16 protein-coding genes are annotated in these 22,236 nt (G+C 69.9%); 10 read left to right on the forward strand and 6 right to left on the reverse strand.

Going from position 1 to position 22,236, the window contains the following annotated elements; all coding sequences use genetic code 11:
• Positions 1–114 precede the first annotated feature (114 nt).
• From D7X12_RS13340 to D7X12_RS13355, 4 genes are read left to right on the forward strand one after another with little or no spacing between them, the layout of a single operon-like run.
• On the forward strand, positions 115–1,389 hold the full coding sequence (locus D7X12_RS13340) for a hypothetical protein (protein WP_147443637.1): 1,275 nt from the start codon (positions 115–117) through the stop codon (positions 1,387–1,389).
• Positions 1,390–1,391: 2 nt separating this feature from the next.
• Positions 1,392–3,464 carry a phospholipase D-like domain-containing protein gene (locus tag D7X12_RS13345; RefSeq protein WP_120625656.1) on the forward strand — a complete coding sequence of 691 codons (2,073 nt, stop codon included), beginning with the start codon at positions 1,392–1,394 and terminating at the stop codon, positions 3,462–3,464.
• Positions 3,461–6,994, forward strand: a complete 3,534-nt coding sequence (locus tag D7X12_RS13350) for a DEAD/DEAH box helicase family protein (protein WP_120625657.1) — start codon at positions 3,461–3,463, stop codon at positions 6,992–6,994. The genes D7X12_RS13345 and D7X12_RS13350 overlap by 4 nt, the downstream gene beginning before the upstream one ends.
• The gene (locus D7X12_RS13355; RefSeq protein WP_147443638.1) at positions 6,984–7,358 is read left to right on the forward strand and encodes a hypothetical protein; all 375 of its coding nucleotides are present in this window, start codon (positions 6,984–6,986) and stop codon (positions 7,356–7,358) included. Before D7X12_RS13350 ends, D7X12_RS13355 begins: the two co-directional genes overlap by 11 nt.
• 40 nt (positions 7,359–7,398) lie before the next feature.
• Here the strand turns inward: D7X12_RS13355 and D7X12_RS13360 are convergent, their stop codons facing one another.
• A complete protein-coding gene (locus D7X12_RS13360; protein ID WP_120625659.1) occupies positions 7,399–8,370 on the reverse strand; it encodes a quinone oxidoreductase family protein in 972 nt (323 codons plus the stop codon).
• Between the two features lie 388 nt (positions 8,371–8,758).
• On the opposite strand from D7X12_RS13360, the gene D7X12_RS13365 reads away from it, so the two are divergent.
• Both D7X12_RS13365 and D7X12_RS13370 read left to right on the forward strand, forming a co-directional pair.
• Positions 8,759–9,301, forward strand: coding sequence for an HNH endonuclease (locus tag D7X12_RS13365; RefSeq protein WP_120625660.1), 543 nt, complete (start codon positions 8,759–8,761; stop codon positions 9,299–9,301).
• Positions 9,302–9,380: 79 nt separating this feature from the next.
• Positions 9,381–12,200 (forward strand): AAA family ATPase, encoded by a 2,820-nt coding sequence (locus D7X12_RS13370; RefSeq protein ID WP_120625661.1) that lies wholly within the window; start codon positions 9,381–9,383, stop codon positions 12,198–12,200.
• 2 nt (positions 12,201–12,202) lie between these two features.
• Here D7X12_RS13370 and D7X12_RS13375 read toward each other — a convergent pair whose 3' ends face one another.
• The 3 genes from D7X12_RS13375 to D7X12_RS13385 all read right to left on the reverse strand — a co-directional run bounded on the left by D7X12_RS13375 (position 12,203) and on the right by D7X12_RS13385 (position 15,119).
• A complete protein-coding gene (locus D7X12_RS13375) occupies positions 12,203–13,003 on the reverse strand; it encodes a hypothetical protein (protein ID WP_120625662.1) in 801 nt (266 codons plus the stop codon).
• Positions 13,004–13,128: 125 nt separating this feature from the next.
• Complete coding sequence (locus D7X12_RS13380; protein WP_120625663.1) at positions 13,129–14,724, reverse strand: transglycosylase SLT domain-containing protein; 1,596 nt, start codon at positions 14,722–14,724, stop codon at positions 13,129–13,131.
• Positions 14,721–15,119, reverse strand: a complete 399-nt coding sequence (locus tag D7X12_RS13385; RefSeq protein ID WP_120613733.1) for a BlaI/MecI/CopY family transcriptional regulator — start codon at positions 15,117–15,119, stop codon at positions 14,721–14,723. The genes D7X12_RS13380 and D7X12_RS13385 overlap by 4 nt, the downstream gene beginning before the upstream one ends.
• A 153-nt stretch (positions 15,120–15,272) precedes the next feature.
• Between D7X12_RS13385 and D7X12_RS13390 the strand changes: the two genes are divergently transcribed.
• From D7X12_RS13390 to rimO, 4 genes are read left to right on the forward strand one after another with little or no spacing between them, the layout of a single operon-like run.
• Entirely contained in the window at positions 15,273–16,913 is a 1,641-nt protein-coding gene (locus tag D7X12_RS13390; protein ID WP_120625664.1) for a ribonuclease J, read from the forward strand.
• A gap of 25 nt (positions 16,914–16,938) precedes the next feature.
• Positions 16,939–17,436: a YajQ family cyclic di-GMP-binding protein gene (locus D7X12_RS13395; RefSeq protein ID WP_120625665.1), complete on the forward strand. Its 498-nt coding sequence runs from the start codon at positions 16,939–16,941 to the stop codon at positions 17,434–17,436.
• An 11-nt stretch (positions 17,437–17,447) separates the two neighbouring features.
• On the forward strand, positions 17,448–18,566 hold the full coding sequence (locus tag D7X12_RS13400; RefSeq protein WP_120625666.1) for a hypothetical protein: 1,119 nt from the start codon (positions 17,448–17,450) through the stop codon (positions 18,564–18,566).
• Between the two features lie 32 nt (positions 18,567–18,598).
• A complete protein-coding gene (rimO, locus tag D7X12_RS13405) occupies positions 18,599–19,999 on the forward strand; it encodes a 30S ribosomal protein S12 methylthiotransferase RimO (protein WP_439329364.1) in 1,401 nt (466 codons plus the stop codon).
• A gap of 22 nt (positions 20,000–20,021) precedes the next feature.
• Here rimO and D7X12_RS13410 read toward each other — a convergent pair whose 3' ends face one another.
• The gene (locus tag D7X12_RS13410; RefSeq protein ID WP_120625668.1) at positions 20,022–21,440 is read right to left on the reverse strand and encodes a hypothetical protein; all 1,419 of its coding nucleotides are present in this window, start codon (positions 21,438–21,440) and stop codon (positions 20,022–20,024) included.
• A 14-nt stretch (positions 21,441–21,454) separates the two neighbouring features.
• Positions 21,455–22,222: an outer membrane lipoprotein periplasmic chaperone LolA gene (gene lolA / locus D7X12_RS13415; RefSeq protein WP_439329365.1), complete on the reverse strand. Its 768-nt coding sequence runs from the start codon at positions 22,220–22,222 to the stop codon at positions 21,455–21,457.
• Positions 22,223–22,236: the final 14 nt, after the last annotated feature.

Raw genomic sequence — 22,236 nt, forward strand, 5'->3', positions numbered from 1 at the left:
GTCCACCCAGACCCCTTCCCCTGGGGGAAGGACACGTCTGAAGCGGAGTGCTTTGATGGCAAGCCTCCCATGCTTGCCATTCCATTCCTGACCCAACTGGATTCACGCGCAGCCGTGAAGGGCTCGCGTGATCCCCTGGGCGTGCAGCCCATCTGGTCCCGGCTTGGCCGCCATGTCGTCGGAAACCTGACCACGGTCAGCAACTCCGTCACGGACTTCACGGTCTTGCTGCTGGGCTACTACTTCGCCGAGCGGGTCGCCTCGGAAACCCACGTCGATGAGTACGTCACGACGTTCCTGAAGTGGGAGCAGCTCGCGGCCTACGCCCGAGCGGCACGCAACAACGAGCGGAGCTTCCGCGGCACGGAGCGCGTGGCGCGCAGGTTGTCGGAGTCCAAGACAGCGCCCCTGGGCATGGGCAGCGACGCCCAGATCTTGAGCAACCAGAAGATCTACGGCCTCTGGGGCCTGTACTCGGTGCCCGGCAAGGCCTCTGGACTGCTGGAGGGTGACCCCACTCACCTGACGTCCGTCGCGCGGGACCTGGTGGAGCAGGTCCACCTGCCCCTCCTGGCGAAGGCAGGACTCAGGGGGGTGCGCACCCTCATCGAGCGGCTGAGCAGTGAACACGGCTTCCTCGACCTGCGAGAGCATGGCCGGGACGAGGCCCTCCTGGACTCCATCGCCCGTGTCCTGGGGACGCTCCGTGCGCCCGAGAAGGCCCTCTACCGCGAGCACCTGCTGTACGGTGGCCCAGGCGACCGTGAAGCCACGCACGGCCTCCAGCGCGCCTTCGCCGACGTACTGGAGAGCACGCTGGATGACCCCGACTGGAGGGTCACCCCTGAGTCCATCCTCTTTCTGGCCCACCGAGCCCGCGCGATGGGAACGGCGGGAGAAGCCCTCGCGAACCGGTTGGAGCGCATCCGCACCTGCGAGCTGCTCATCGCGCCCACCGTCGCGCTCTTCGAGCACACCCTGAACCACGAGGGACAATCCCTCCAGGCCATCGCCCAGGCCGTGCGGGAACATTGGGGAACCGCGCCCCGGGACACCATCGACCTGGGCGCGACCGAAGCAATTGAGCCGGAGTTGCGTGCCGGCACCGGAGAACCGGAGTCCGGCACCCGCTGGATGCGGCTCGCCCGGGCGCTGCACGGTGGCGACTACGAGGAGGCGATCCGCCTCGTGCTCGAACAGAACGCCACCATCATGAAGGCCCGTGGAGATGCGGCGCCATGGGCGCGCCTGGCGGACGGGAAGCTGCACGTCAACCTGAGGGACGACTCGTCTCCCAGGCTACCGCCCGGAGAGCGGCTCCCCCTGTACTGGCGACATGCCTATTTCATCGACTCCCTGCGGAGCGTGGCGTTCGCGCTGCGAGCCTGACCATGGCTGACATCCCTCGCGCCGTCTTGTCCGAGCACTTCCAGGCATGCATGGAGGACCGCCGGCTCGTGTCGGCGGTCTTCACCACGTTCCGCTTCGACCCGGGCTTCTTCGAGTCCGAGGTGCTGCCAGTCTTCTTGGATGTCTCGCTCAGCCATGCGAACGCCATCAAACTGGTCCAGCTCGACGACGCCCTCAGCAAGCAGTCGGTGAACATCGCGGTCTATTACGACCAGCATGGCCTTGTGGCGGAGGGCGGGTCCGCGAAGCTCGACGTGCGCCGGATCCCCCTGTGGCACCCCACCGGCATCTTCCACCCGAAGAACGTCCTGGCGCTCGTGGAGGACGTGGAGCCGGACGAGTCCGGCCACCGTCCCCGCGCCCTGCTGTGTGCCTGCCTTTCCGCGAACCTGACGCGCGCGGGCTGGTGGGAGAACGTGGAGGTCGCCCACATCGAGAAGATTGCTGAGGGCGATGCCACCAACCTGCGCGATCCGCTCATCGACTACCTGGACCGGCTGGTGGGCACCGCCGAATTCCGGCGCCCGAACGACGAACTGCGCCGGAGCCACAGTGCCCTCTGGGACATCCGGAAGTTCCTCGAAGGCACCCGACAGCGCGACCAGCGCTCCGTGGACGGCCACCTGCGAACCCAGTTCCACAATGGCGAGCAATCCCTGCCGGACTTCATCGCCACCAGCTCCGTGAACGCGGTCCGGGGCATGTGCCTGGAGATCATCTCCCCGTACTTCGATGGCGACGTCCAATCCGCACCGCTCGAAGCCCTGGTGGAACGATTCCAACCCCGCGAGGTGCGCGTGCATCTGCCCAGGAACGACCGGGGCGAAGCGCAGTGCACCCCGGAACTCTTCGAGGGGATGACCGCGCGTCAGGGTGTGACCTGGGGAGAGCTGCCCAGGGAGCTGCTGCGGTTGGGCAAGTCCGAGGATGCCCGGCAGCGCACCGTCCACGCGAAGGTCTACCGCTTCTTCGAGCCCCGTCGCGCCGGACGCGAGGTCCTCTACGTCGGCTCCACCAACCTCACCCAGGCCGGCTGCCGCGTCGCGGGCAAGGGCGGCAACTGGGAGACCGGCTTCCTGGTGGAAACCACCTCTCATGTGAAGCCCGACTGGTGGCTTGCGACGAGCGAAGCGCGCCCCACCCACTTCGCCCCGCGAAGCGAGGACGAGGGCACCGCCGCGAGCGGAGGCACCCTGCTCGCGGTGCGCTACGCCTGGAACCGGAAGGAAGCCGCGGTGTTCTGGAGGGGCAAGAAGGCTTCGCCCGCCCTCATCGTCGAACACGCGGGGATTCGCCTCTTCGACGTCCCCATCCTTCCTTCCCGCGAGTGGAAGGTGCTCGACGCCGAAGCCGCCCGGCGGCTGGAACAGACCCTGCTGTCCACGTCCTTCCTCCAGGTCCGGGGTGAAGGCCCAGAACCCGGCGTCCTGCTCGTCCAGGAAGAGGGCATGGCACAGCGTCCTTCGCTCCTGTTGGACCTGAGCGCCGCGGAGATCCTCCGGTACTGGGCCCTGCTCACCGTGGAGCAGCGCGCGGCCTTCATCGCGGCACGCGTCCGGATCTCCGGCGAAGAGGACCCCTTGATGGCGAAGCTCGCCCCACTTCCCTTCGAAACGACGCTGTTCGACCGGTTCGCGGGCATCTTCCACGCGTTCAGCTGTCTGGAGGGCCGGGTGCGAGAAGCCCTGGATGAACACAAGGAGCGAGAGGCCGACTACCGGCTGTTCGGCAAGAAGTACGACTCACTCGGCAGCCTCCTGGACCGGGTGCTCACGGACGTGAGGGAGAACCGGGGTGACCGCGTCGAGCACTACGTCGTCGTCCTCTGCGCGCAGCAGCTGATGAACGAATTGGGCCACGAGCCCCGCTACCAGGCCTACTGGGCGGCACACCAAGACGACGTGCGCCAGCTCACGGAACAGCTCGCGAGCACCGGTTCCCTGCGGGAAACCCTCGCGACGGGCTCCGAGGAGATGCCGGCCTTCCTGGATTGGTTCGACGGCTGGTTCCTCCAGCGCGCGAAGCCCCTGCCCGCAGCGGAGGGAGGGACATGATCGACCTTGAAACCGCGCGAAAGCTCCTCGACTTTGGCAAGCGCATTGGCGGCGATGGCCCGCAGGCGGAGGAGCAGCTTCGCGGCGCTGTCGCGATCCACAACCTGCTGCACCAGCACCGGCGGGCGTACCTCGCGGACGAGGTCGGCATGGGCAAGACCTACGTCGCCCTGGGGGCGCTCGCGCTCTTCCGCCATTTCAATCCGGGCTTCCGGGTGCTGGTCATCGCACCGCGCGAGAACATCCAGAACAAGTGGAAGAAGGAGCTGACGAACTTCGCCACGCACAACGTGCGCTTTCCCGACATGCGGGTGGTTTCGCTCGACGGACGTCCCGCGCGCCCGCTGGTGTCCTGCGGGAACCTCATCGATCTGGTGCATGAGACGAGCGTGGATCCACACCGGGATTTCTTCGTGCGGATGACCAGCTTCAGCCTGCCCACCGGGAAGACCTCCGAGGACTGGAAGAAGCTGCGCGAATCGCTCCGGCACCACGTGCCGTGGTTGAAGGACGACGCGCTGGACCTTCGGAACAAGGAGCAGTTCAAGCGCAACTTCGCGCGGGCCCTCTGCTGCGCGTTGCCGAAGTTCGACCTGGTCATCGTTGACGAGGCGCACAACCTCAAGCACGGCTTCTCCACCTCCGGCTCTGCTCGCAACCAGGTCCTCGCGGAGGCCTTCGGACGGCACCCCTTCGACGAGGTGCCCGACCAGCGCCTGTTCCCCGGCCATGGCCCCCGCGCGGAGCGGGTGCTGTTCCTCTCCGCGACGCCGCTCGAGGAAACCTACCGGCATGTCTGGAACCAGCTGGACCTCTTTGGGTTGGCGCATGGCTGCGACGAGCTCAAGGCCGACGACGTGCCCGAGGCCCGGAAGAAGGAGGTCGCCAGTCGCTTCCTGGTGCGTCGGGTGACGTCGATCCACGTCGGGGGGCAACCGCATACCAAGAACCTGTACCGGAGGGAGTGGCGCTCGGGCGGTGTCGCGGTCCACGACGAGCCCATCCGCATCGAGGACGACCGGCAGCGGCTGGTGGTCGCGTTGGTCCAGAAGAAGGTCAGCGAACTGCTGAGCGGCAAGCGGTTCAACCGCTCCTTCCAGATCGGCATGCTGGCGTCGTTCGAAAGCTTCCTCGAAACGGCCCGGCTCAAGCGGGACAGCACGGAGCAGAAGGATACGGACGAGGACAAGGTCTTCGACGACGTCGAACAGACCGACATCGCGGAGGAGCGAGAGGGCATCGACGTCCACGACATCAACCAGCTCGCCGCGAACTACCGCAAGCGCTTCGGCCGCGAGATGCCGCATCCCAAGATGGATGCGGTCGTCGACAGCCTCTCCAGCGCCTGGCGTACCGGTCAGAAGACGCTCGTCTTCGTCCGTCGCGTCGCGTCCGTGAAGGAGCTCAAGCGCAAGCTCGATGAACGGTATGACGACTGGCTGATGGCCCACCTTGAGGAGCGCATGCCGGAAGCAGTGCGCCAGGAACTGCGGAAGCTGTTCGCGCAGTACCGCCGCGAGAAGGCCCGCTCGCCCGTCCTGTCGACACCGGAGGCTGGGGACGTGGAGCACGCCTTGGAGGACGGCGGAGGCAATGACACCTTCTTTGCCTGGTTCTTCCGGGGCAAGGGGCCTCAGGGCTACGCCAGCGGCGCGAACCTCCAGGCGCGGTTCAACAAGGCCAGTGGTGTCTATGCGACCTTCTTCAGCGACAACCATGTGCTGGCCCTGCTGGAGGCCACGCCCGAAACGGTCCTGGCGTCGCTCGCGGAAGCGGTGGCCCTGTCGAAGCCGGCCCTCGTCGTCACCCTCCGGCAACGTGCCGCGCGCTACCTGAGCCGAAAGGCCCACGTCGTCACCCGGGGAGCCCGGCTGGAGGCCGCGCAGGCTGCCGCGTTGGAGCTGCTGCGGGAGCGGGCGCAGGGATTGCTCGCGGAGCACGCGGGGATTGTCTGGGAGGAGCGGTTCAGTTCATCCCTGTTGAGGGAGCACGCGGAGGACGCGCCTGCGGAGATCGCGAGCGCCCTGGAACAAGCCACCTTCTTCACCGAGCTCCGACAGCCCCGGTACGCCGCCCTCCGGGACCGCCTCTGGCCTGCACCTGGGTCACGGCCAGAGCAGCCGCCGGATGCGGAGACATATCGGAAGCAGTTCAGGGCGCAGGAGCTGCGAGCCCACTTCCTTTCGACGGCCGCCCGTTTGGGGCACGCCTTCATCGACCTCTACGTCGCGATGATGGCGGGACGGACGACCCTGGCCGCGGGCCGCGCGGAGGAAGCCGAGTCGGAGGAGCGGGGCGTCGATGCGGGCGAGCACCGTGTGCACCTCCATCAGGCGTACCTGGACCTGCTGGAGCAACAGCGGACCTCTCCATCTGGGCCATGGGGAGCACTGAGGGAGCTGTCGGAAATCGCCGCCAACTTCGGCCTCATCCTCGACGTGAACGCGCCGGACGTTCGTGACATCCCCCTGGAAGAGGCTGCTCGACACGTGGCGAGCCTGCTGCGCCAGCAGCAACCGGTGGGAGGCATGGCCGGGCAGATCAACCAGACCCTGGTGAAACAGTTCCGGATGCCTGGCTATCCCTTCGTCCTGGTCACGACCGACCTGCTGCAGGAGGGCGAGGATCTCCATACGTTCTGCTCCTCGGTGCAGCACTACGGCATCTCGTGGACGCCCTCGGCCATGGAGCAACGCATTGGTCGCATTGATCGCGTCCGCTCTCAGACCGAGCGGCGACTGACCACGCTTGGGGCAGCGCCCTTGGGTGGGGACTGGTTGCAAGTCCACTTCCCGTACCTGGAAGACACCGTGGAGGTTCTCCAGGTCGAGCGCGTCCTGGACCGCATGGGAACGTTCCTGCGCCTGATGCATGAGGGGCTCCCCGAGCCCACCCAGGATCAGCGGAAGATCGACATCCAGCGGGAGATGGTCGCCGTGCGGCGCCCTGCCCCGACCGTCCGGGAACCCTTGAAGAGCGCCTTCCCGCTTCCTCCCGGTTCGACCACGGGCCCCGAGCGTCCGCTCGCGGTCGAAAGTGACGTGGCCCAGAACCTGCGCGCCCGCTTCAGCGCACTCCGGGGCGACTCCCTGGGGGACCTGCCGGTGGAATGGGCCGTGAACGCGCCCAAGGGAGCGCTCCTGGGAACCGCACGGCTCGCGAACGGGCGGCGCCAGCCCTTCACCCTGCTGCTGCGCTCCGACCACGGGCATCCCGTCATCCGGTGCGTCAGCCCCATTGGCCGCACCGACCCGGAGAGCGACACCGAGGCCATCGCCCAACGCGCGGCCCGGACCCAATCCCGCGTGGGCGCCATCCTCACCCGCCGGGAGCGCTCGTATGACCTCACCATCGAGGACGACGTCCTGCTCGCCGCCCCTATGCACGACACCGTCCGCGTGGCGCTGCTCGTGAAACGCGTCGTCGAACAGGCGGACCGCATGGAGTTCGAGCACTTCGAGGGTGAACGCGACGAGCCGCTGGAGTCCTTCGAAGAAGACCTGCTCGCGGAGGATGGCCATGAGCACTGACTGGCGACGGTTGTGCAGGGGCCCGGGGCTGACCGTGGAGGACGACACGGTCACCGTCACGTTCGAGAACCAACGCAGTCATCGCGTCCGCATCAAGGAGACGGAGACCACCTTCGAGCTGCATGCGCTCGTTGCACGGGCCAGCAACATCGCGCAGCCCGAGTCGCTACCGCTCCGCATCTGGCGTCACAACCGAGCGGCACAGCTCGTGGGCTTCCGCCTCGATACCCGGAACAGCGTCCGTGCCGAGGGATGGGTCGCGAAGGCGGGACTTGAGGCCCAGGAGTTCCAACATGTCCTGCGCCGCGTTGCCGCGGAGAGCGACCGTTTCGAGTTCATCCTGACCGGGAAGGACACCGAATAGCGGCGAGCCGCACAGACGCGGTCGGTCCTCCGGATGACCTTCAATCCGCCCCGAGCAGCACGACCTTGCCCACCGTGTCCCGGCCTTCCAGCCGGCGGTGGGCCTCCCCGGCCTGGGACAGCGGAAGCGCGAGGCCCACCACCACGCGCAGCCGCTTCGCCACCACCGCTTGCAACAGCGCCTCGCGCGCCCGGCGCTGCACCTCCGGGGGCGTGGGCGTGTGCAGCCAGTAGGCGCTCACGGTAAGCGACTTCGCATACAGCGAATCCACCTCCAGGTGCGGCGGCGGGCCGCTGGCGTTGCCGTAGCTCACCAGGTGGCCGAAGGGCGCCAGCGCGTCCACGCTGGCCTTCCACGTGCTCGCGCCCACCGAGTCCAGCACCCGCTCCACGCCGCGCCCCTGTGTCAGGGATTGGACCCGCACCGCGACGTCCTCCTGGTCGTAGCGGATGACCTCATCCGCGCCCACCTCCCGCGCGAGCTTCGCCTTCGCCTCGCCCGACACCGTGCCGATGACGCGTGCGCCCGCCGCCTTCGCGAGCTGCACCGCAAGCAGCCCCACGCCCCCGGCCGCCGCGTGGACGAGCACCGTCTGCCCTGACTCCACCCGTCCCACGGTGTGCACCACGTGGTACGCCGTCAGCCCCTGCACCAGCAGCGCCGCCGCCTCCGCGAACGACACCTCCGGCGGCAGTTCGAGCAGCCCGGCCACGGGAGCCAGGGCCGCCTCCGCATAGGCCTGCTTCGTCAGGGCCACCACCCGGCGCCCCAGCCACGCCGCGTCCACGCCCGGGCCTACCGCGCCAACCACCCCCGCGGCCTCGCTGCCGAGGATGCGCGGCAGCGGGACGTGGGCGTCGTACAGCCCCCGACGTCGCTCGGTGTCCGCGAAGTTCACCCCCGCGGCCTGCACTCGCACGAGGACCTCTCCGGGCCCTGGCGTGGGCTCCGGCACGTCCTCCCAACGGAGGACCTCCGGTCCTCCCACCTGGTGGTAGCGGATGGCTTTCATGCGCGGAGTCCTAACGTCCGCCCGCCTGCCTGTCAGGGATGAATTCCCACCGCCGTCCGTCGGCAGCGAAAGGAGCGGTCTCCATGCGCTCGGCGACGAAGCAGCCCCCGTTGACCCCCCAGTCCGTGCCGGTCTCCGCTCCCTTCGCGTACCGCTGGCGTGGCCTCGCGGCCTGCCACGGTCCCCAGCCCGGCTCCTGAAGCGTCCCCCGCCCCGTCACCTGACGCGGGCAGGGCACCTGGAGGCCGGGCTCCCGACGAGGGACCCCGGCCTCTTTTCGTTTCCCCTTCTTCACACCTGAAGGCCGCGCACGGGGTGCAGCCTGGATTCCAAATCCGGGCGAGCAGGGTTCGACTCCCTGGCGGCCTGTCCCGAAAGGCCCCGTGTCATGGAAACGCTGGTCCTCAGCCAGTCCTATGAACCCGTCGCACGCATCCCGTGGCAGCGCGCCATCCACCTGCTCTTCCAGGGGAAGGTGGAGGTCGTGGAGGAGTACGAGGACCGCGTCGTCCGCTCGGTGACGGTGGAGCTGCGCATGCCGTCCGTCATCCGCTTCGTGCGCGCCCTGTGGAAGGGCCCGCGAGGCATCCGCTTCAGCCGGGAGAACGTCTACCAGCGCGACCACTGCCGCTGCCAGTACTGCGGCCGCAAGGTCACGCGCCCGGAGGCCACGTATGATCACGTGGTGCCGCGCGCGCAGGGAGGCGTCACGAGCTGGGACAACATCGTCATCGCGTGCGTGCCCTGCAATCAGCGCAAGGGCAACCGCACCCCGGCCCAGGCGCGCCTGACGCTGCTCACCCAGCCCGTGAAGCCGAAGAAGATGCCCAACGCCGTGCACCTGTCGTTCCTCGTCGAACAGGGCGTGCCCCTGTCCTGGCGCAAGTTCCTGAGGGACGTCGCCTACTGGCACACGGAGCTGGAAACCTGAGTCCGCCGGGGTGCTGGGACTTCGCTTCCGTGCGGCAACGGTTAGAGTGCCGCACGTCGAGGGGGCGTTCCGGACCACCATGGCGACGAGGAAGAGCGAAGACCAGGAGCGGCTCATCGACCGCGACCTCACCGCGATGGCGCGCGAGGGGAAGCTGCCCGCGGCCTACGGCGTGGATATCGCCGTGACGGAGGTGCTGGGCCTCCTGACGCGAGGAGGCAAGCACCCCCTGCTGGCGGGCGAGCCCGGCGTGGGCAAGAGCGCGCTCGTGCAGGAGGTGGCCCGCCGCATCGCGGAGGGCCGCGTGGACGGGGACCTGGCGCAGGCGCGGCTGGTGGAGGTGTCCGTCGCCAACATCCTCGCGCGCAGCACCCAGCGCCAGGCGGCGGAGAGCTTCGAGGAGCTGCTCGCCCACCTGGGCCGGCACCCCTGCCCCATCGTCTACATCCGAGACCTGCCCGTGGCCCTGGGAGGCCCCCTGGCCCCGGTGGCCGTGCGCGCGCTGCGCACCGGCGGGCTGCGCTTCATCTTCGAGACCGAACCCAAGCGCGTGCAGGAGCTGCTGCGCGCCGACGAGGCCCTGGCCGAACGGCTCCACCTGCTGCCCCTCCACGAGCCGCCGCTGGACAAGGCCCGGTGGATTGTCGGGCGCGTGGCGGAGGAGCTGGAGCGCGACCTGCGGCTGCCCATCGACCCGGCCGCGTGCGACCTGGTGCTCCGGCTGTCCGCGAAGTTCCTCCTCGCGCAGCACATGCCGCGCAAGGCGATTGAGCTGCTCAAGGAGACGGCGGCGGAGGCCGCGGGCGTGGCGCGCGACCACGTGGGGCCGGAGGACGTGCTCACGCGCTTCTGCGCCGCCACGCGCCTGCCCCGCTTCGTCGTGGACGACGCGATGCCGCTGGACCTGGAGGAGACGGAGCGATTCTTCGGGGAGCGGCTGCTCGGCCAGAACGACGCGGTGGCCGCGGTGCTGCGCTCGGTGGCGCTGCTCAAGGCGGGCCTCAACGACCCGCGCCGGCCGCTGGGCGTGTTCCTCTTCGCGGGCCCCACGGGCGTGGGCAAGACGCAGCTGGCGAAGCTCTTGGCCGAGTACCTCTTCGGCTCCGCCGACCGGTTGGTGCGCCTCAACATGGCGGACTACCCCAACGACGGCGACGAGAGCGTGCCCTTCGGCGCGTCCTGGGCGCCCGCGCTGGAGACGCGGCGGGGCGAGCTGTCCGCGCTGCTCGACGGCAAGGTGTTCACCGTGCTGCTGCTGGACGAGTTCGAGAAGGCGGCCCGGAGCGTCCACGACCGCTTCCTCCAGCTCTTCGACGAGGGCACCTTCGTCAACGGCGCGGGCGAAGCGGTGTCGTGCAACAACACGCTCATCGTGGCCACGTCCAACGTGGGCTCGGAGGTGTACCGCGAGGCGGGCCTGGGCTTCGCCGCGCACAAGCGCGCCGACGAGCAGGTGTCGGAGGTGGACCGCCGCATCGCGGAGGCCTTCCGTCCGGAGTTCCTCAACCGCTTCGACGCCATCTGTCACTTCCGTCCGCTGTCCCGCGTGGACATCCGCAAGATTGCCCAGCGCGAGGTGGGCCGCGTGCTGGAGCGCGAGGGCATCCGCGCCCGCGCCCTGGACGTGGAGGTGACACCGGAGGTCGTGGACCGGCTGGTGGAGCGCGGCTACTCGCCCCAGTTCGGCGCGCGCTACCTGCAGCGCGAAATCGAGAAGACGCTCACGGCGGCGCTGGCGGTGGAGATTGCCCGCCGGCCGCTGCCGCCGGGGACGCCCGTGCGAGTGGAGGCCCGTCCCGGAGGCCGCGTGGTGGCGGTGGCCGAGCCCGTCCCGCCGCCCCGGGAAGTGACGGCGCAGTTGCTGCTGCCGTCGGCGAAGGCGGCGGCGGTGAAGCGCCGGTTGGATCGCAAGTCCCTGCTCTTCGAGATGGACCGGCTGGTGGGCCGCGCCCGGGCCCTGGCCGAGTCCGCGGGACGGCCGGAGCTGGAGGAGCGCCGCGCCGCGCTGCTGGCGGAGACGCAGGCGCCCAACTTGTGGGACGACCCGCTGCACGCGGCGGACGTCATCCGCGCCTTCCGCACGGTGGAGGCGCAGATTGGAGAGCTGGAGCGCCTGGAGGCCGCGTGCCTCTTCGGGCGGCGGCTGGTGCGCGAGGCGAAGAACGAGGTGCAGCTCGCGTCCGCGGCGCGGCAGGTGGAGGACGTGGCGCGCGAGGTCCAGATGGCGGAGGCGCTGCGGGCCTCGGGTGCCACGCCGCTCGACAACGAGGCGCTGGTGGACATCTGCGCCAGCGACACGTCGGAGCAGCAGGACGTGTGGGTGCAGGAGCTGGCCACGATGTACCTGGGCTGGGCGCAGCGGCGCGGCTACGAGGCCACCGCCGTGGCGGAAGCGGAGACGCCCGCGCGCGTCATCGTGCGCATCGCCGGGCCGGGGGCGTACGGCTTCCTCGCGGGCGAGACAGGACTGCACCGCCGGCTGGAAGACGAGAAGCGCCAGCGCGCGTACGTGCGCGTGCACCGGGGCGGGCCGCTGGAGGAGTTGGAGCGGGAGCTGCTGGTGCTGGAAGGCCGGCCGGTGAAGAGCCGCGAGGGCGAGTACCTCCAGCGCGTGCGCAACGAAGTCACGGCGAAGGACGAGGCGACAGGCCGCATGTTGACGCTCATCGGGGCCGGAGAGCTGGAGGAGCTCAAGGGCATCGCCGCGCGCGTCGTCGCCGGCCAGGGCGCCAGCACCGACGAGGCCCGCCGCTACTTCCTGGGCCGGGGCGCCCGCGTGGAGGATCCGCGCACCGGCGCCGGAACCCCGCGCGTGAAGGACGTGATGCGCGGTGAGCTGGATGTCTTCATCGCCGCGTGGATCTCCCGACCCCTGCCGGAGTCCACGCCGCACGCTTGAGGTCAGGGCAAGAAGCCACGCGCCACGCCCTGCCGCATGGCTTCCGCGAGCACGTCCAGCCCCTGCGCGGTGTTGAGGCGCGAGTGGGACGTGGCGCCGCTGACGATCTGCACCGCACCGCCCAGCACGAAGGGCAGCGGTCGCCGGCCCAGGCGCAACAGTCGTTCGTCGTAGAAGGCCGTGGGCGCGCGCTCGCGCAACAACTTGGACAGGGCCACCATGTTCGCCGTGCGCGACGGCTGCATCGCGGCTCCCAGGCAGGAGAAGTCCAGCCCCAGCTCCGGAATCACGGCGCCGCGTCCATCGCGGTCGAAGACGAAGTACTGCTGCGACGTCTCCTCCTGCGAGCCGCGCACGCTCGTCTCCGTCGTCTTCGTCATCTTCAGGCCGCCCGTGATGAGCGCCGTACCCAGCGCCACCTGCGTCTTCTTCTCGGAGTGCTCGCTCTGCGTGCGCACGGAGCTGGCGCCCCGGAGGATGACCGTCACGTCCTCCCAGGCCAGCGTGAGCGGCGCGCCGGAGCGAGGGGTGAACGTCCCTTCCGTGGCGCCGAACGTCACGGTCCGCGCCGTCACGCGCTCCGCGGTCTCCGCTTCATCGATGGCGAGCGCCGCGAGCCCCGCGTCCTGGAGCCGCTTCACCAGCGCATCCGCCGCATCGGGCGCAAGCCGCGCGAGCAGGGCCGGTGGCTCCGGGGCCAATCGCATGCGGGCCTCCGCCGGGGCCATGCCCGCCGCTGCCGCGAGGACCTGCGCTGCTTCGGGGACTTCTCCCGCCGGACGGACGAGCGCGACGATCTTCATGGCTTTTCCCCACCCCTGCGCTGACGACCCGGCAGTGGCACGCATCCTCGCGCGAAAGCCGCCAGCACGCACCCGAACGCTGGCGCCCCGGAGACATTCCCCGGCGACGCCAGCGTGGGAGGCCGTCAGTCGAGCAGGTGCGGATTGCGCAGCACCAACACCGCGGCCTGCACCGTGCTGGTGTAGCCGTTGAGCTTGCCGGTGCGCGTGAGTTCGCTCACGTCACGCACCCCGGTCTCCGCGAGGACGCGGTCCACCACGCCCTCGCCCTGGTTGTAGGCCGCGAGCGCGAGCCGCCAGTCGCCGTAGCGCCCATGCAGCGCCTGGAAGAGGGCCGCGGCGGCCTCCGTCTCACGTGCCACGTCCAGCCGCTCGTCCTTCCCGGCCTCCACCTTCAATCCATGGCGGCGCGCCGTCTCCGGAATGAACATCCACACGCCCGCGCCCCTCTGCCCCGGCGCCAGCGACGGCTCACGCGACGTCTCCGGCAGGTTGCTCACCGCCGACTCCACCATCGCCACCGCGAGCAGTCCCTCCGGAAGCGACTTCGAGCGCAGCGTGCCCGTCAGCGCCTCGCGGTGCACCGCGAGATTCGCCAGGGCCTTGCGCATGAAATCGCGCCCCTTCGGCGTGGTGACGAACCGGTTGAGCTGCTCCACCACCGTCGCATCCACCACCACGGGCAGGTCGCCCTCCTTCTGCCCCGCCGTCGCGAGTGCCCGGGCCTCCGTGAGCGACACCGTGCGTCCCCGCGCCGCGCCCTGCGCCCACAGCGCCAGCGGCGCGAGCACCAACGTCAGGGAAAACACCAGGCCCAGCGCACGACCGGAACGACGAGGACGGGGTTCGAACAGCATGTGGATTCTCCTGACGGTGGGATGGGACATGCCGGTGACTCCGGCGGGAAGAGAGAGGGCGCCCGGCACGCGCAGCGACGCCTGGAGCAGGCACCGCGCATAGGCCTCCGCGGGCACGCGAGGTCCGGTGACGAGCGCTTCGTCGCAGGCGAACTCCTGACAGTCCGCAAGCCACCGCGAGAACAGCCGCGCGAACGGGTGCCAGAAGAAGGCGCTGTCAAAGCCAAGCCGCGCATACGCAAGCACCGTGTCGCGCTGCCGGTGGTGTTGCAGCTCGTGCCGCACCGTGAGCCGGAACGCCTCCGCGTCCTCCAGCACGCTCGCGGGCACCACGACCCACGCGCCCCGACCCGGGAACCACACGGAGAACGCGCCCCCTTCCGGGGTCCCCAGCACGACGCGCACACGGCCCACACGGCGAAGCAGCGGCAGTGCCTGAAGCTCGCGCAACAGGCGCGAGTACCGACGAAGCTCCCACGCCAGGAACCCCAACGCCCCCACGCCCAGCCCCAGCGCCACCACGGGCACGGCATCCGGCACGCCACCGTCCTCCGCCGCCGGCCCCGACACCGCACCCCGCGATGGCCGCGCCTCCGGAAGCGCCAACGGCGCGGTGTAGCGGACCAACGAACGCTCGAACGTGAAGAGCGGCGCCACCGGCAGCAGCTCCCGCACCGCGAGCGCCCCGAACGGCAGCAGCACCGCCAGCCCCAGCGTCACCCGGCCCACGCGCAGCGTCTGCCGCGCGCTCAGCCTCCGCGCCATCCCCAGCCCCAGCGCCGCGCGCAGCAGCCCGAAGCCCACCGCCACCAGCGCCGCCGCCGTGAGGTACGCGGCCAGCATGTCCCTGAGCGAGAGGCTCATCCCCTGCCCCCCTTGCGGCCCAGCAGCTTGCGGATCTGCTCCACCTCCTCGGCGGACAGCGGCACCGACTCCACCAGCCGCGCCACCAGCGACGAAGGCGTGCCGTCGAACACCGTGGCCACGAGGTGGCGCACGCTCTGCGCCTCATACGCCTCGCGCGAAAGCCGAGCGGAATACAGGTGCCCGCGCCCCTCCTTGCGGCTGTGCACCACGCCCTTCTGCTCCAGGATGCGCAGCACCGTGGACACCGACGTGTAGGCCAGCTTGCGCTCCGGCGGCAGCGCCGCGAGCACGTCCGCCACGCTCACCTCGCCCAACTTCCACACGAGCTGCATCAGCTCCAGCTCCACCGGCGTCAATGGCCGGGACTCCTCGACGGACGGCGACCTGGACACGGCAGCGACCTCCATGACGACAAACTAAAGACTTAGTTCCGAAAGAACTAAACCCTTAGTTGGATTTCGTCAAGCAGGCGCGGCAGGCGGGGAAGCGCCAGGGGGTGCGGATTCCCACGCGCCGGGTGGAGCAAGTCTTTAGACTGCGCTCACATGCTCCACGTCATACCTCTGGGCGGCCTCGGCGAAATCGGCCTCAACGCCATGGTGCTCGCCTGTCGTGGGGAGATGCTGCTCATCGACGCCGGTCTGATGTTCCCCTCGGCGGGAATGCCGGGCGTGGACATCATCGTCCCGGACTTCACCCACCTGAAACGCAACGCCGCGCAGTTCAAGGGCGTGCTGCTGACGCACGGCCACGAAGACCACATCGGCGCGCTCCCCTACCTGCTCGGCGAGTTGCCGGTGCCCATCTACGGCACGCGCTTCACGCTCGCCCTCGCGCGCAACCGCCTGGAGGAGCTGGGCGTGGAGGCGGACCTGCGCGAAATCGAACCGCGCATGCCCTTCAAGGTCGGCACCGCCTTCCAGGTGGAGGCCACGCGCGTGACGCACACCGTGCCGGACGCGGTGGGCTTCATCGTCCGCACGCCCGAAGGCACCATCATCCACACCGGCGACTTCAAGCTGGATCCGGATCCCATCGACGGGCTGAAGACGGACCTGGAGCGCTGGGGCGAGGCCGGCGACGAAGGCGTGCTGTGCCTGCTGTCGGATTCCACCAACTCGGAGCTCCCCGACGAGACGGGCAGCGAGCGCGTGGTGCAGTCCACCTTCGAGCGCCTCTTCCAGGAGACGAAGGGCCGCATCGTCGTCGCGCAGTTCTCCTCCAACCTCCACCGCGTGCGGCACCTGTTGGAGCTCTGCGAGCGCACCGGCCGGCTGGTCGCGCTCCAGGGCCGCAGCATGGTGCGCAACGTGGAGCTGGCGCGGGAGATGGGCTACCTGCAGGTGCCCGACTCGCTCTTCGTCCACCTGGACTCCGTGCCCAAGCTCGCGCCCCACCGCGTGGCGGTGCTCACCACCGGCGCCCAGGGCGAACCCCGCGCGGGCCTCACCCAGCTCGCCAACGGCGACGGGCCCGTGAGGCTGGAGCCCGGCGACCTGGTCATCGTCAGCGCCCGCCCCATCCCGGGCAACGAGCGCTCGGTGGGCGCGCTGCTCGACCAGCTCCACTGGCGCGGCGCCCGCATCGTCTACGCCCAGGTGGAGCCCGGCGTGCACGTCTCCGGACACGCCAGCCGCCCCCAGCAGCGCCGCGTCCTGGACATCGTGCGCCCCCGGAACTTCATCCCCGTACATGGGGAAGTCCGGCACCTGCACCGACACCTGACCACCGCACGCGAATCCGGCATGTCCCCGGAGGGGCTGCTGCTGGCGCACGACGGCGACGTGGTGACGTTCCAGGAGGGCCAGGGCCGCTTCACGGGCAGCGTGCCGTCTGGCCGCATCCTCCGGGAGCGCTCCGGCAACGGGGTCCTGACGGCGGAGACGCTGGGAGAGCGCAACCGGCTGGCGGAGACGGGCATGGTCGCCGCGGTGGTCGTCCTCCGGCGCGACACCCAGGCCCTGGTGGCGGGGCCGCAGCTGTCCGGCCAGGGACTGTCTCCGGACGAGCAGGGCGTGCTCTCCCGGATTGCCCTGGAGGCGAAGGCCTACTTCGAGGAGTTCAACCCCCAGCTTCGCGGGGACGACGCCCTGGCGCGCGAGGAGCTGGTCCGGGCGGTGAAGCGGGCCTTCAAGCAGCACACCTCCCGACGCACCCTGGTGGTGCCCTTGGTCGTCCGGGTGTAGGTATGGTAAGGGCGGCCCACCCCCCATGCCCTCCTTCGACGTCGTCTCGAAAATCGATCTGGCTGAGCTCGACAACGCGGTCAATCAGACCAAGAAGGAGCTCAGCACGCGCTATGACTTCCAGGGCGTCAACGCCGACATCGTCGTGGCCCCGGACAACACCTCCGTCACGGTGAAGGCCAACAGCGAGGACAAGGTCCAGGCCGCCAAGGAGGTGCTGCTGGTGAAGCTGGCCAAGCGCGGCATCAGCCTGCGGGTGCTGGAGTTCGGCGACATCGAGAAGACGGGCCTCGCGAACGTCAAGCAGCCCATCAAGCTTCAGCAGGGCATCCCGGTGGAGAAGTCCAAGGAGCTCATCAAGGTGCTCAAGGACTCGAAGATCAAGGTGCAGGCCTCCATCCAGGCGGATCAGCTTCGCGTGACGGGCAAGAACCGCGACGACCTGCAGGCCGCCATGGCGTTGTTCCGCAAGGAGCAGGACCGGATGAACCTGGACATGCAGTTCACCAACTTCCGCGACTGAGCGCCTCCCCCATGCACGCCGCCCCCCCGGCCCTCCTGACGCTCTGCCTGCTGCTCGCTTCCTCCGCCCCGCTCGCGCAGGAAGACGCGCCGCGCCCCAGCCGCCCGGTGCCCGTGCTCAAGAAGGCGCCGCGCCCGGAGGGTGGGCTCAAGGACTTCGGCTCGCCGCTGGTCCTCAAGCCGCTGTCCACCGAGGGCGCCACCGCGAACTTCTCCGCCCGGGTGGGCTGGCGCAAGGACACGCTCTTCGTGGGCGTGGAGGCGACGGACAACCAGCTGCTCGCAGGCGACCTCATCACCCTCACCCTGTCCTTCCCGGACGCGGGCCCCACCGCCACGGGCTACACCTACCGCTTCGCCTTCGACGGCCAGCGCACCTCCGCGGCCGACAGCGGCACGCCCGCGTTCGCGCAGGGGCTGGTGAACGCCGCGGTGCACCGCCAGGGCGACACGCTGGTGGTGGTGGCCCTGGTGCCGGTGCGCGCCCTGCCCCGCTTCCCCGCGGTGGAGCCGCTCGTCATGGACCTCTGCATCACCTACGAGGACCAGGACCAGGTGGGCGTGAAGACGGTGCCGGTGTCCAACTGCACGGGCGGCACGACGATGGTGGGCGAAGCGCTGCGGCTGCCGGACGACGCGCGCAAGAACCTCAAGCTCAAGCCCCCCGCGTCCACCACCGCCCTGGAGGCAGCGCCCACGGGCTGGCTCGGCTGGGGCGTGATGCCCTACCCGGACTGGGCCCAGGGCAGTGCGCCCCTCACGCCCCCGTCGCTGCGCGCGCTCGTGGCGCCCAAGGCGCTGGACGCCACGAAGATGGGCGTCAACGTGCCGGACACGTTGAGCCTGCCGGACGGGCGACCGGTCGTTACCGTGCTCACCGGGAAGAATCCCTATGCCGTCGAGGGTCAATGCGACTCCGACGACGAGCTTCGGATGGGGCTCTACGTCGTATCGGGCAAGACGGCGCAGCAGGCGCTCGAGTGGCCGGCCGCCACCTGCGCGCTGGGACGCGCCAGTTCCATTGAATTGGATGAAGAGGGAGCGCTGACCATCGGTTACTCGAACGGCGCCATCGTCAACTTCGTTTGGAGTGCGGACCACTTCGAGCGGACCGAAATCGGAAAGCGGTAGACGCAGTGGAAGAAACCAAGAGCCTGTACATGATGACCCTCGGCTGCCCGAAGAACCGGGTGGACTCCGAGGTGATGCTGGGCACGCTGCGCACCCGCGGCTATTCGCTGGTGCAGGACCCGGCGGCCGCCCAGGTCATCGTCGTCAACACGTGCGCCTTCATTGGCCCGGCGAAGCAGGAGTCGGTGGACTCCATCCTGGAGATGGCGGAGCTCAAGAAGACGGGCGCGTGCAAGACGCTCGTCGTCACGGGCTGCCTGTCCCAGCGCTACGGCCAGGACCTGTCCCAGGAGATGCCGGAGGTGGACCACTTCCTGGGCACCAGCGCCTACGCGCAGATTGGCGACCTCCTGGCCGCCGAGGCCTCGCCGCGCCAGGTGATTCCGGATCCGGACTACATCCACAACGCCCAGACGCCGCGCATCAACTCGATGCCGAAGTACACGGCGTACCTCAAGATTTCCGAAGGCTGCGACAACGCCTGCGCGTTCTGCATCATCCCCACGCTGCGCGGCGGCCAGCGCTCGCGCACGGTGGAGGACATCCTCGCCGAGGCGCGCAACCTGGCGGACAGCGGCGTGCAGGAGCTGAACCTCGTCGCGCAGGACCTCACGGCCTACGGGCATGACCTGCCCGGCAAGCCCAAGCTCCACGAGCTGCTGCGGGAGCTGGCGAAGGTGGACGTGAAGTGGATCCGCCTGCACTACGCCTACCCGCGCGTGTTCCCGGACGAGCTCATCGACGTCATCGCGTCCGAGCCGAAGATCGCCAAGTACCTGGACATGCCGGTGCAGCACGCCAGCGACAAGCTGCTCCTGTCCATGAAGCGCGGCCGCAACTCCAAGTTCCTCAAGGAGCTGCTCACCAAGCTGCGCGAGCGCGTGCCGAACCTCGTCATGCGCACCTCGCTCATCGTCGGCCTGCCGGGTGAGACGGAGGAGGACTTCGAGCTCTTGAAGGAGTTCGTGAAGGAGCAGCGCTTCCAGCGCCTGGGCGTCTTCCAGTACTCCGACGAAGAGGGCACCTCCGCGTTCGACCTGCCGAACAAGGTCCCCGCGAAGACCATCGAGCGCCGCTGGCGCGAGGTGATGGCCATCCAGAAGCGCATCAACCGCGAGCAGAACAAGAAGCTCGTGGGCCAGAAGCTCACCGTGCTGGTGGAGGGCCCCAGCGAGGAGTCCGAGCACCTGCTGGTGGGCCGCCACGAGGGACAGGCGCCTGAAATCGACGGGCAGGTCTACATCAACGACGGCCTGGCGTACCCGGGCGAGTTCGTCACCGTGGAGGTGACGGAGGCGCACGACTACGACCTCATCGCCCGCGTGGTGGAGCGCCCGGACCCCAAGCAGCGCACGCACACCCCGCGCGAGGCCCCGCCCGCGCCCGTGCCCCTGAAGGCGCTGAAGCGTCCCGCGGAGCCGCGGCCGGAGTAGTCACACCGGCAGCGGCCGACAGCTACTTCGGATCCTCGGGCTCCAGCTCGCGCTCCTCGACGGGAGGCGGCTGCGGGCCCGAACCTTTCGTGGGCACCGCCACGCCCTCACCCAGCGGCGTCGGCTGGCACTCGCACACGGTGCGCCGCGACGCGGTCTCCGTGACGAAGGCGCAGGTGGTGGGGCACTCGGGCTGACGGCCCTCCTCCACCAGCGACACGGCGTAGCTCCGCGCGGCCTGGAGCGCGGCGTGACACGCGGGCAGGCTCTGCGCCAGTGACGCCCATGGCAGCCGGTGCTGCGTGTTGGCGCCGCGCAGGGTGGTGGGGAAGCTCAGCCCCACCTGACAGCCCGTCTCCAGGCGCTGGCCGTCCACGCCCCGGGGCTCCACGTACAGGCGCACGCCCTCGGGCACGTCGCGGAACACCGCGCCGGAGAGGGCCACCGCGCCGTCCGGCTCGGGGCGCGTGAAGACGCCGTAGCAGGCCTCCTCGCTGAAGGCCCCGCCTTCGCCCGCGCACTGCTGCCGGCCGCCGTCCTCGGGCGTGCGCACGTGGGGCCTGCGCAGCACCAGCGCTCCGCCCTGCGCGTCCACGGTGGCGGTGAAGCGGCCCCACACGTCCGGCCCCAGACGACCCAGGCTGCTCTGCGACGGCCAGCGGCCCGCGGCCTCCATCACCAGGGGGCGCACGCCCAGCCCGTCCGCCACCTCCACCGCGTCCACGGCGAAGGTGCGCGGCGGAAGGCCCGCGGCCGTCTCCAGCGGCTGGAGTCCCTGGGCCAGCGCGGGGTCCACCGCCAGCCGGGAGAAGGGCTCGCGCGTCCCCAGGACGAAGGGCCCGGTGACGCTCGCGGGGCCCTGCGTCACCTGCACGGCGAGCAGCGCCCAGTCCCCCACGGGGTCGCGGCTGAGCTCCACCACGTGCGACTCACGGACCGCGTCCGACGCGCGCAGCTCCGCGTCGTAGGCCGCGCGGGCGCGCGTGGCGGTGAAGGTCACCTCGCGCCGCAGCGGGTCCACGGTGAGGGCGTACGGGGCCAGCACGTCCTGCCCCAGCGTCACCGAGCAGCCCTTCTCTCCGGACAGCAGCACCGTGCGCAGGGGCGGCGCCACCGGGCCCACGGTCAGCACGGGTGCCTGCACCTCGGGCCAGGAGCGGTGGCCGCCGGAAGGCTCGGGCACGCGCGCGGTGCCGGCGGGCGCGGGCGGCGCGTCCCCGAAGCAGCCGGTCGTCACCAGCGACAGCGGGCGCGCGACATCCAGCACCACGGGCACGGCCCGGCCGGCGAGCCGGCCCGCCACGGTCAGCCGCAGCGCGGGCGACGACAGCAGGGGCAGCGTCTGCCCCGCGAGGCTCGTGGGACGCACGGGCCCTGGAGGCGCGGCGGACTGACATCCCGCGCCCAGCAGCACGCACCCCGCCAGCAGCACGCCGCGCATGGAGGGCGGCCTTCCTACTGCGCCTTCGGCTTGGTGAAGTCGTCCACGCGGGTGCCCTCGGGCGGGTTCAGCTTGAAGCTGTCCGACGCGATGCCCACGTTCGTCTTCAGGTCCAGGAAGGCGATGGTGTTCTCACTGCCGTCGGGGTCCACCACGGTGCTCTTGAGCACCTGGGCCGTCGTGGGGTCCACCTCCAGGCGCACCTGGCGGAAGCGGGGCTCCGTCTTCAACGGATCCAACACCAGCAGCGTGCCCTTGCAGTCCTTGCAGTCGCCCTTGGAGATGGCGAACTCCTGCTCGAGCTTCCCCTGGCCGAAGAGGAACGTCACCGACGCGGAGAGCTGGGTGGTGTCCATCGCGGCCACCGACAGCGTCTGCGCGGCCGGGTCGTACATGTACACCTTGTTGCCCGCGAGAACGAAGGTGCGCGGCGACGGGTTCGCGTACTCCCAGCGCATCAGGCCCGGCTTCTTGTACGTCACCGTGCCCGTGGACGTCTGCGTGCGGCGGAAGGTCTTGTACTTGTAGTCCTGCTTGAAGCCCGACTTGAAGTCGCCCGTCTTCTCGTAGAAGGCCTGCATCCGGTCCACGAGCGTCTTCACCTCGGGCGTCATCTTCGGCGCAGGCTTCGTGGCACTGGCCGTGGCGGCAGTGCCCGCGTCAGGAGCCTTCGCGGCGGGAGCCACCGTGCCGGCATCCGGAGCAATCAAGGGCTTCGGCAGGGCAGCGGCCGGGGCCTTCGCGGCGGGCGCGGACTTCGGCGCGGGCGCGGCCTGGGCCACGGGGGCGGAAGGGG

Origin of the sequence: Corallococcus sicarius, from assembly GCF_003611735.1 — a bacterium.
Classification (GTDB): domain Bacteria; phylum Myxococcota; class Myxococcia; order Myxococcales; family Myxococcaceae; genus Corallococcus; species Corallococcus sicarius.

What these genes read in the sequence shown, in the direction of transcription:
- rimO (WP_439329364.1), top strand. Translation starts at nt 18,599, where the DNA reads ATGACCCTCGGCTGCCCGAAGAACCGGGTGGACTCCGAGGTGATGCTG.
- D7X12_RS13400 (WP_120625666.1), top strand. Translation starts at nt 17,448, where the DNA reads ATGCACGCCGCCCCCCCGGCCCTCCTGACGCTCTGCCTGCTGCTCGCT.
- D7X12_RS13350 (WP_120625657.1), top strand. Translation starts at nt 3,461, where the DNA reads ATGATCGACCTTGAAACCGCGCGAAAGCTCCTCGACTTTGGCAAGCGC.
- D7X12_RS13360 (WP_120625659.1), bottom strand. Translation starts at nt 8,370, where the DNA reads ATGAAAGCCATCCGCTACCACCAGGTGGGAGGACCGGAGGTCCTCCGT.
- D7X12_RS13370 (WP_120625661.1), top strand. Translation starts at nt 9,381, where the DNA reads ATGGCGACGAGGAAGAGCGAAGACCAGGAGCGGCTCATCGACCGCGAC.
- D7X12_RS13380 (WP_120625663.1), bottom strand. Translation starts at nt 14,724, where the DNA reads ATGAGCCTCTCGCTCAGGGACATGCTGGCCGCGTACCTCACGGCGGCG.
- D7X12_RS13345 (WP_120625656.1), top strand. Translation starts at nt 1,392, where the DNA reads ATGGCTGACATCCCTCGCGCCGTCTTGTCCGAGCACTTCCAGGCATGC.
- D7X12_RS13410 (WP_120625668.1), bottom strand. Translation starts at nt 21,440, where the DNA reads ATGCGCGGCGTGCTGCTGGCGGGGTGCGTGCTGCTGGGCGCGGGATGT.
- D7X12_RS13390 (WP_120625664.1), top strand. Translation starts at nt 15,273, where the DNA reads ATGCTCCACGTCATACCTCTGGGCGGCCTCGGCGAAATCGGCCTCAAC.
- D7X12_RS13355 (WP_147443638.1), top strand. Translation starts at nt 6,984, where the DNA reads ATGAGCACTGACTGGCGACGGTTGTGCAGGGGCCCGGGGCTGACCGTG.
- D7X12_RS13375 (WP_120625662.1), bottom strand. Translation starts at nt 13,003, where the DNA reads ATGAAGATCGTCGCGCTCGTCCGTCCGGCGGGAGAAGTCCCCGAAGCA.
- D7X12_RS13395 (WP_120625665.1), top strand. Translation starts at nt 16,939, where the DNA reads ATGCCCTCCTTCGACGTCGTCTCGAAAATCGATCTGGCTGAGCTCGAC.
- D7X12_RS13365 (WP_120625660.1), top strand. Translation starts at nt 8,759, where the DNA reads ATGGAAACGCTGGTCCTCAGCCAGTCCTATGAACCCGTCGCACGCATC.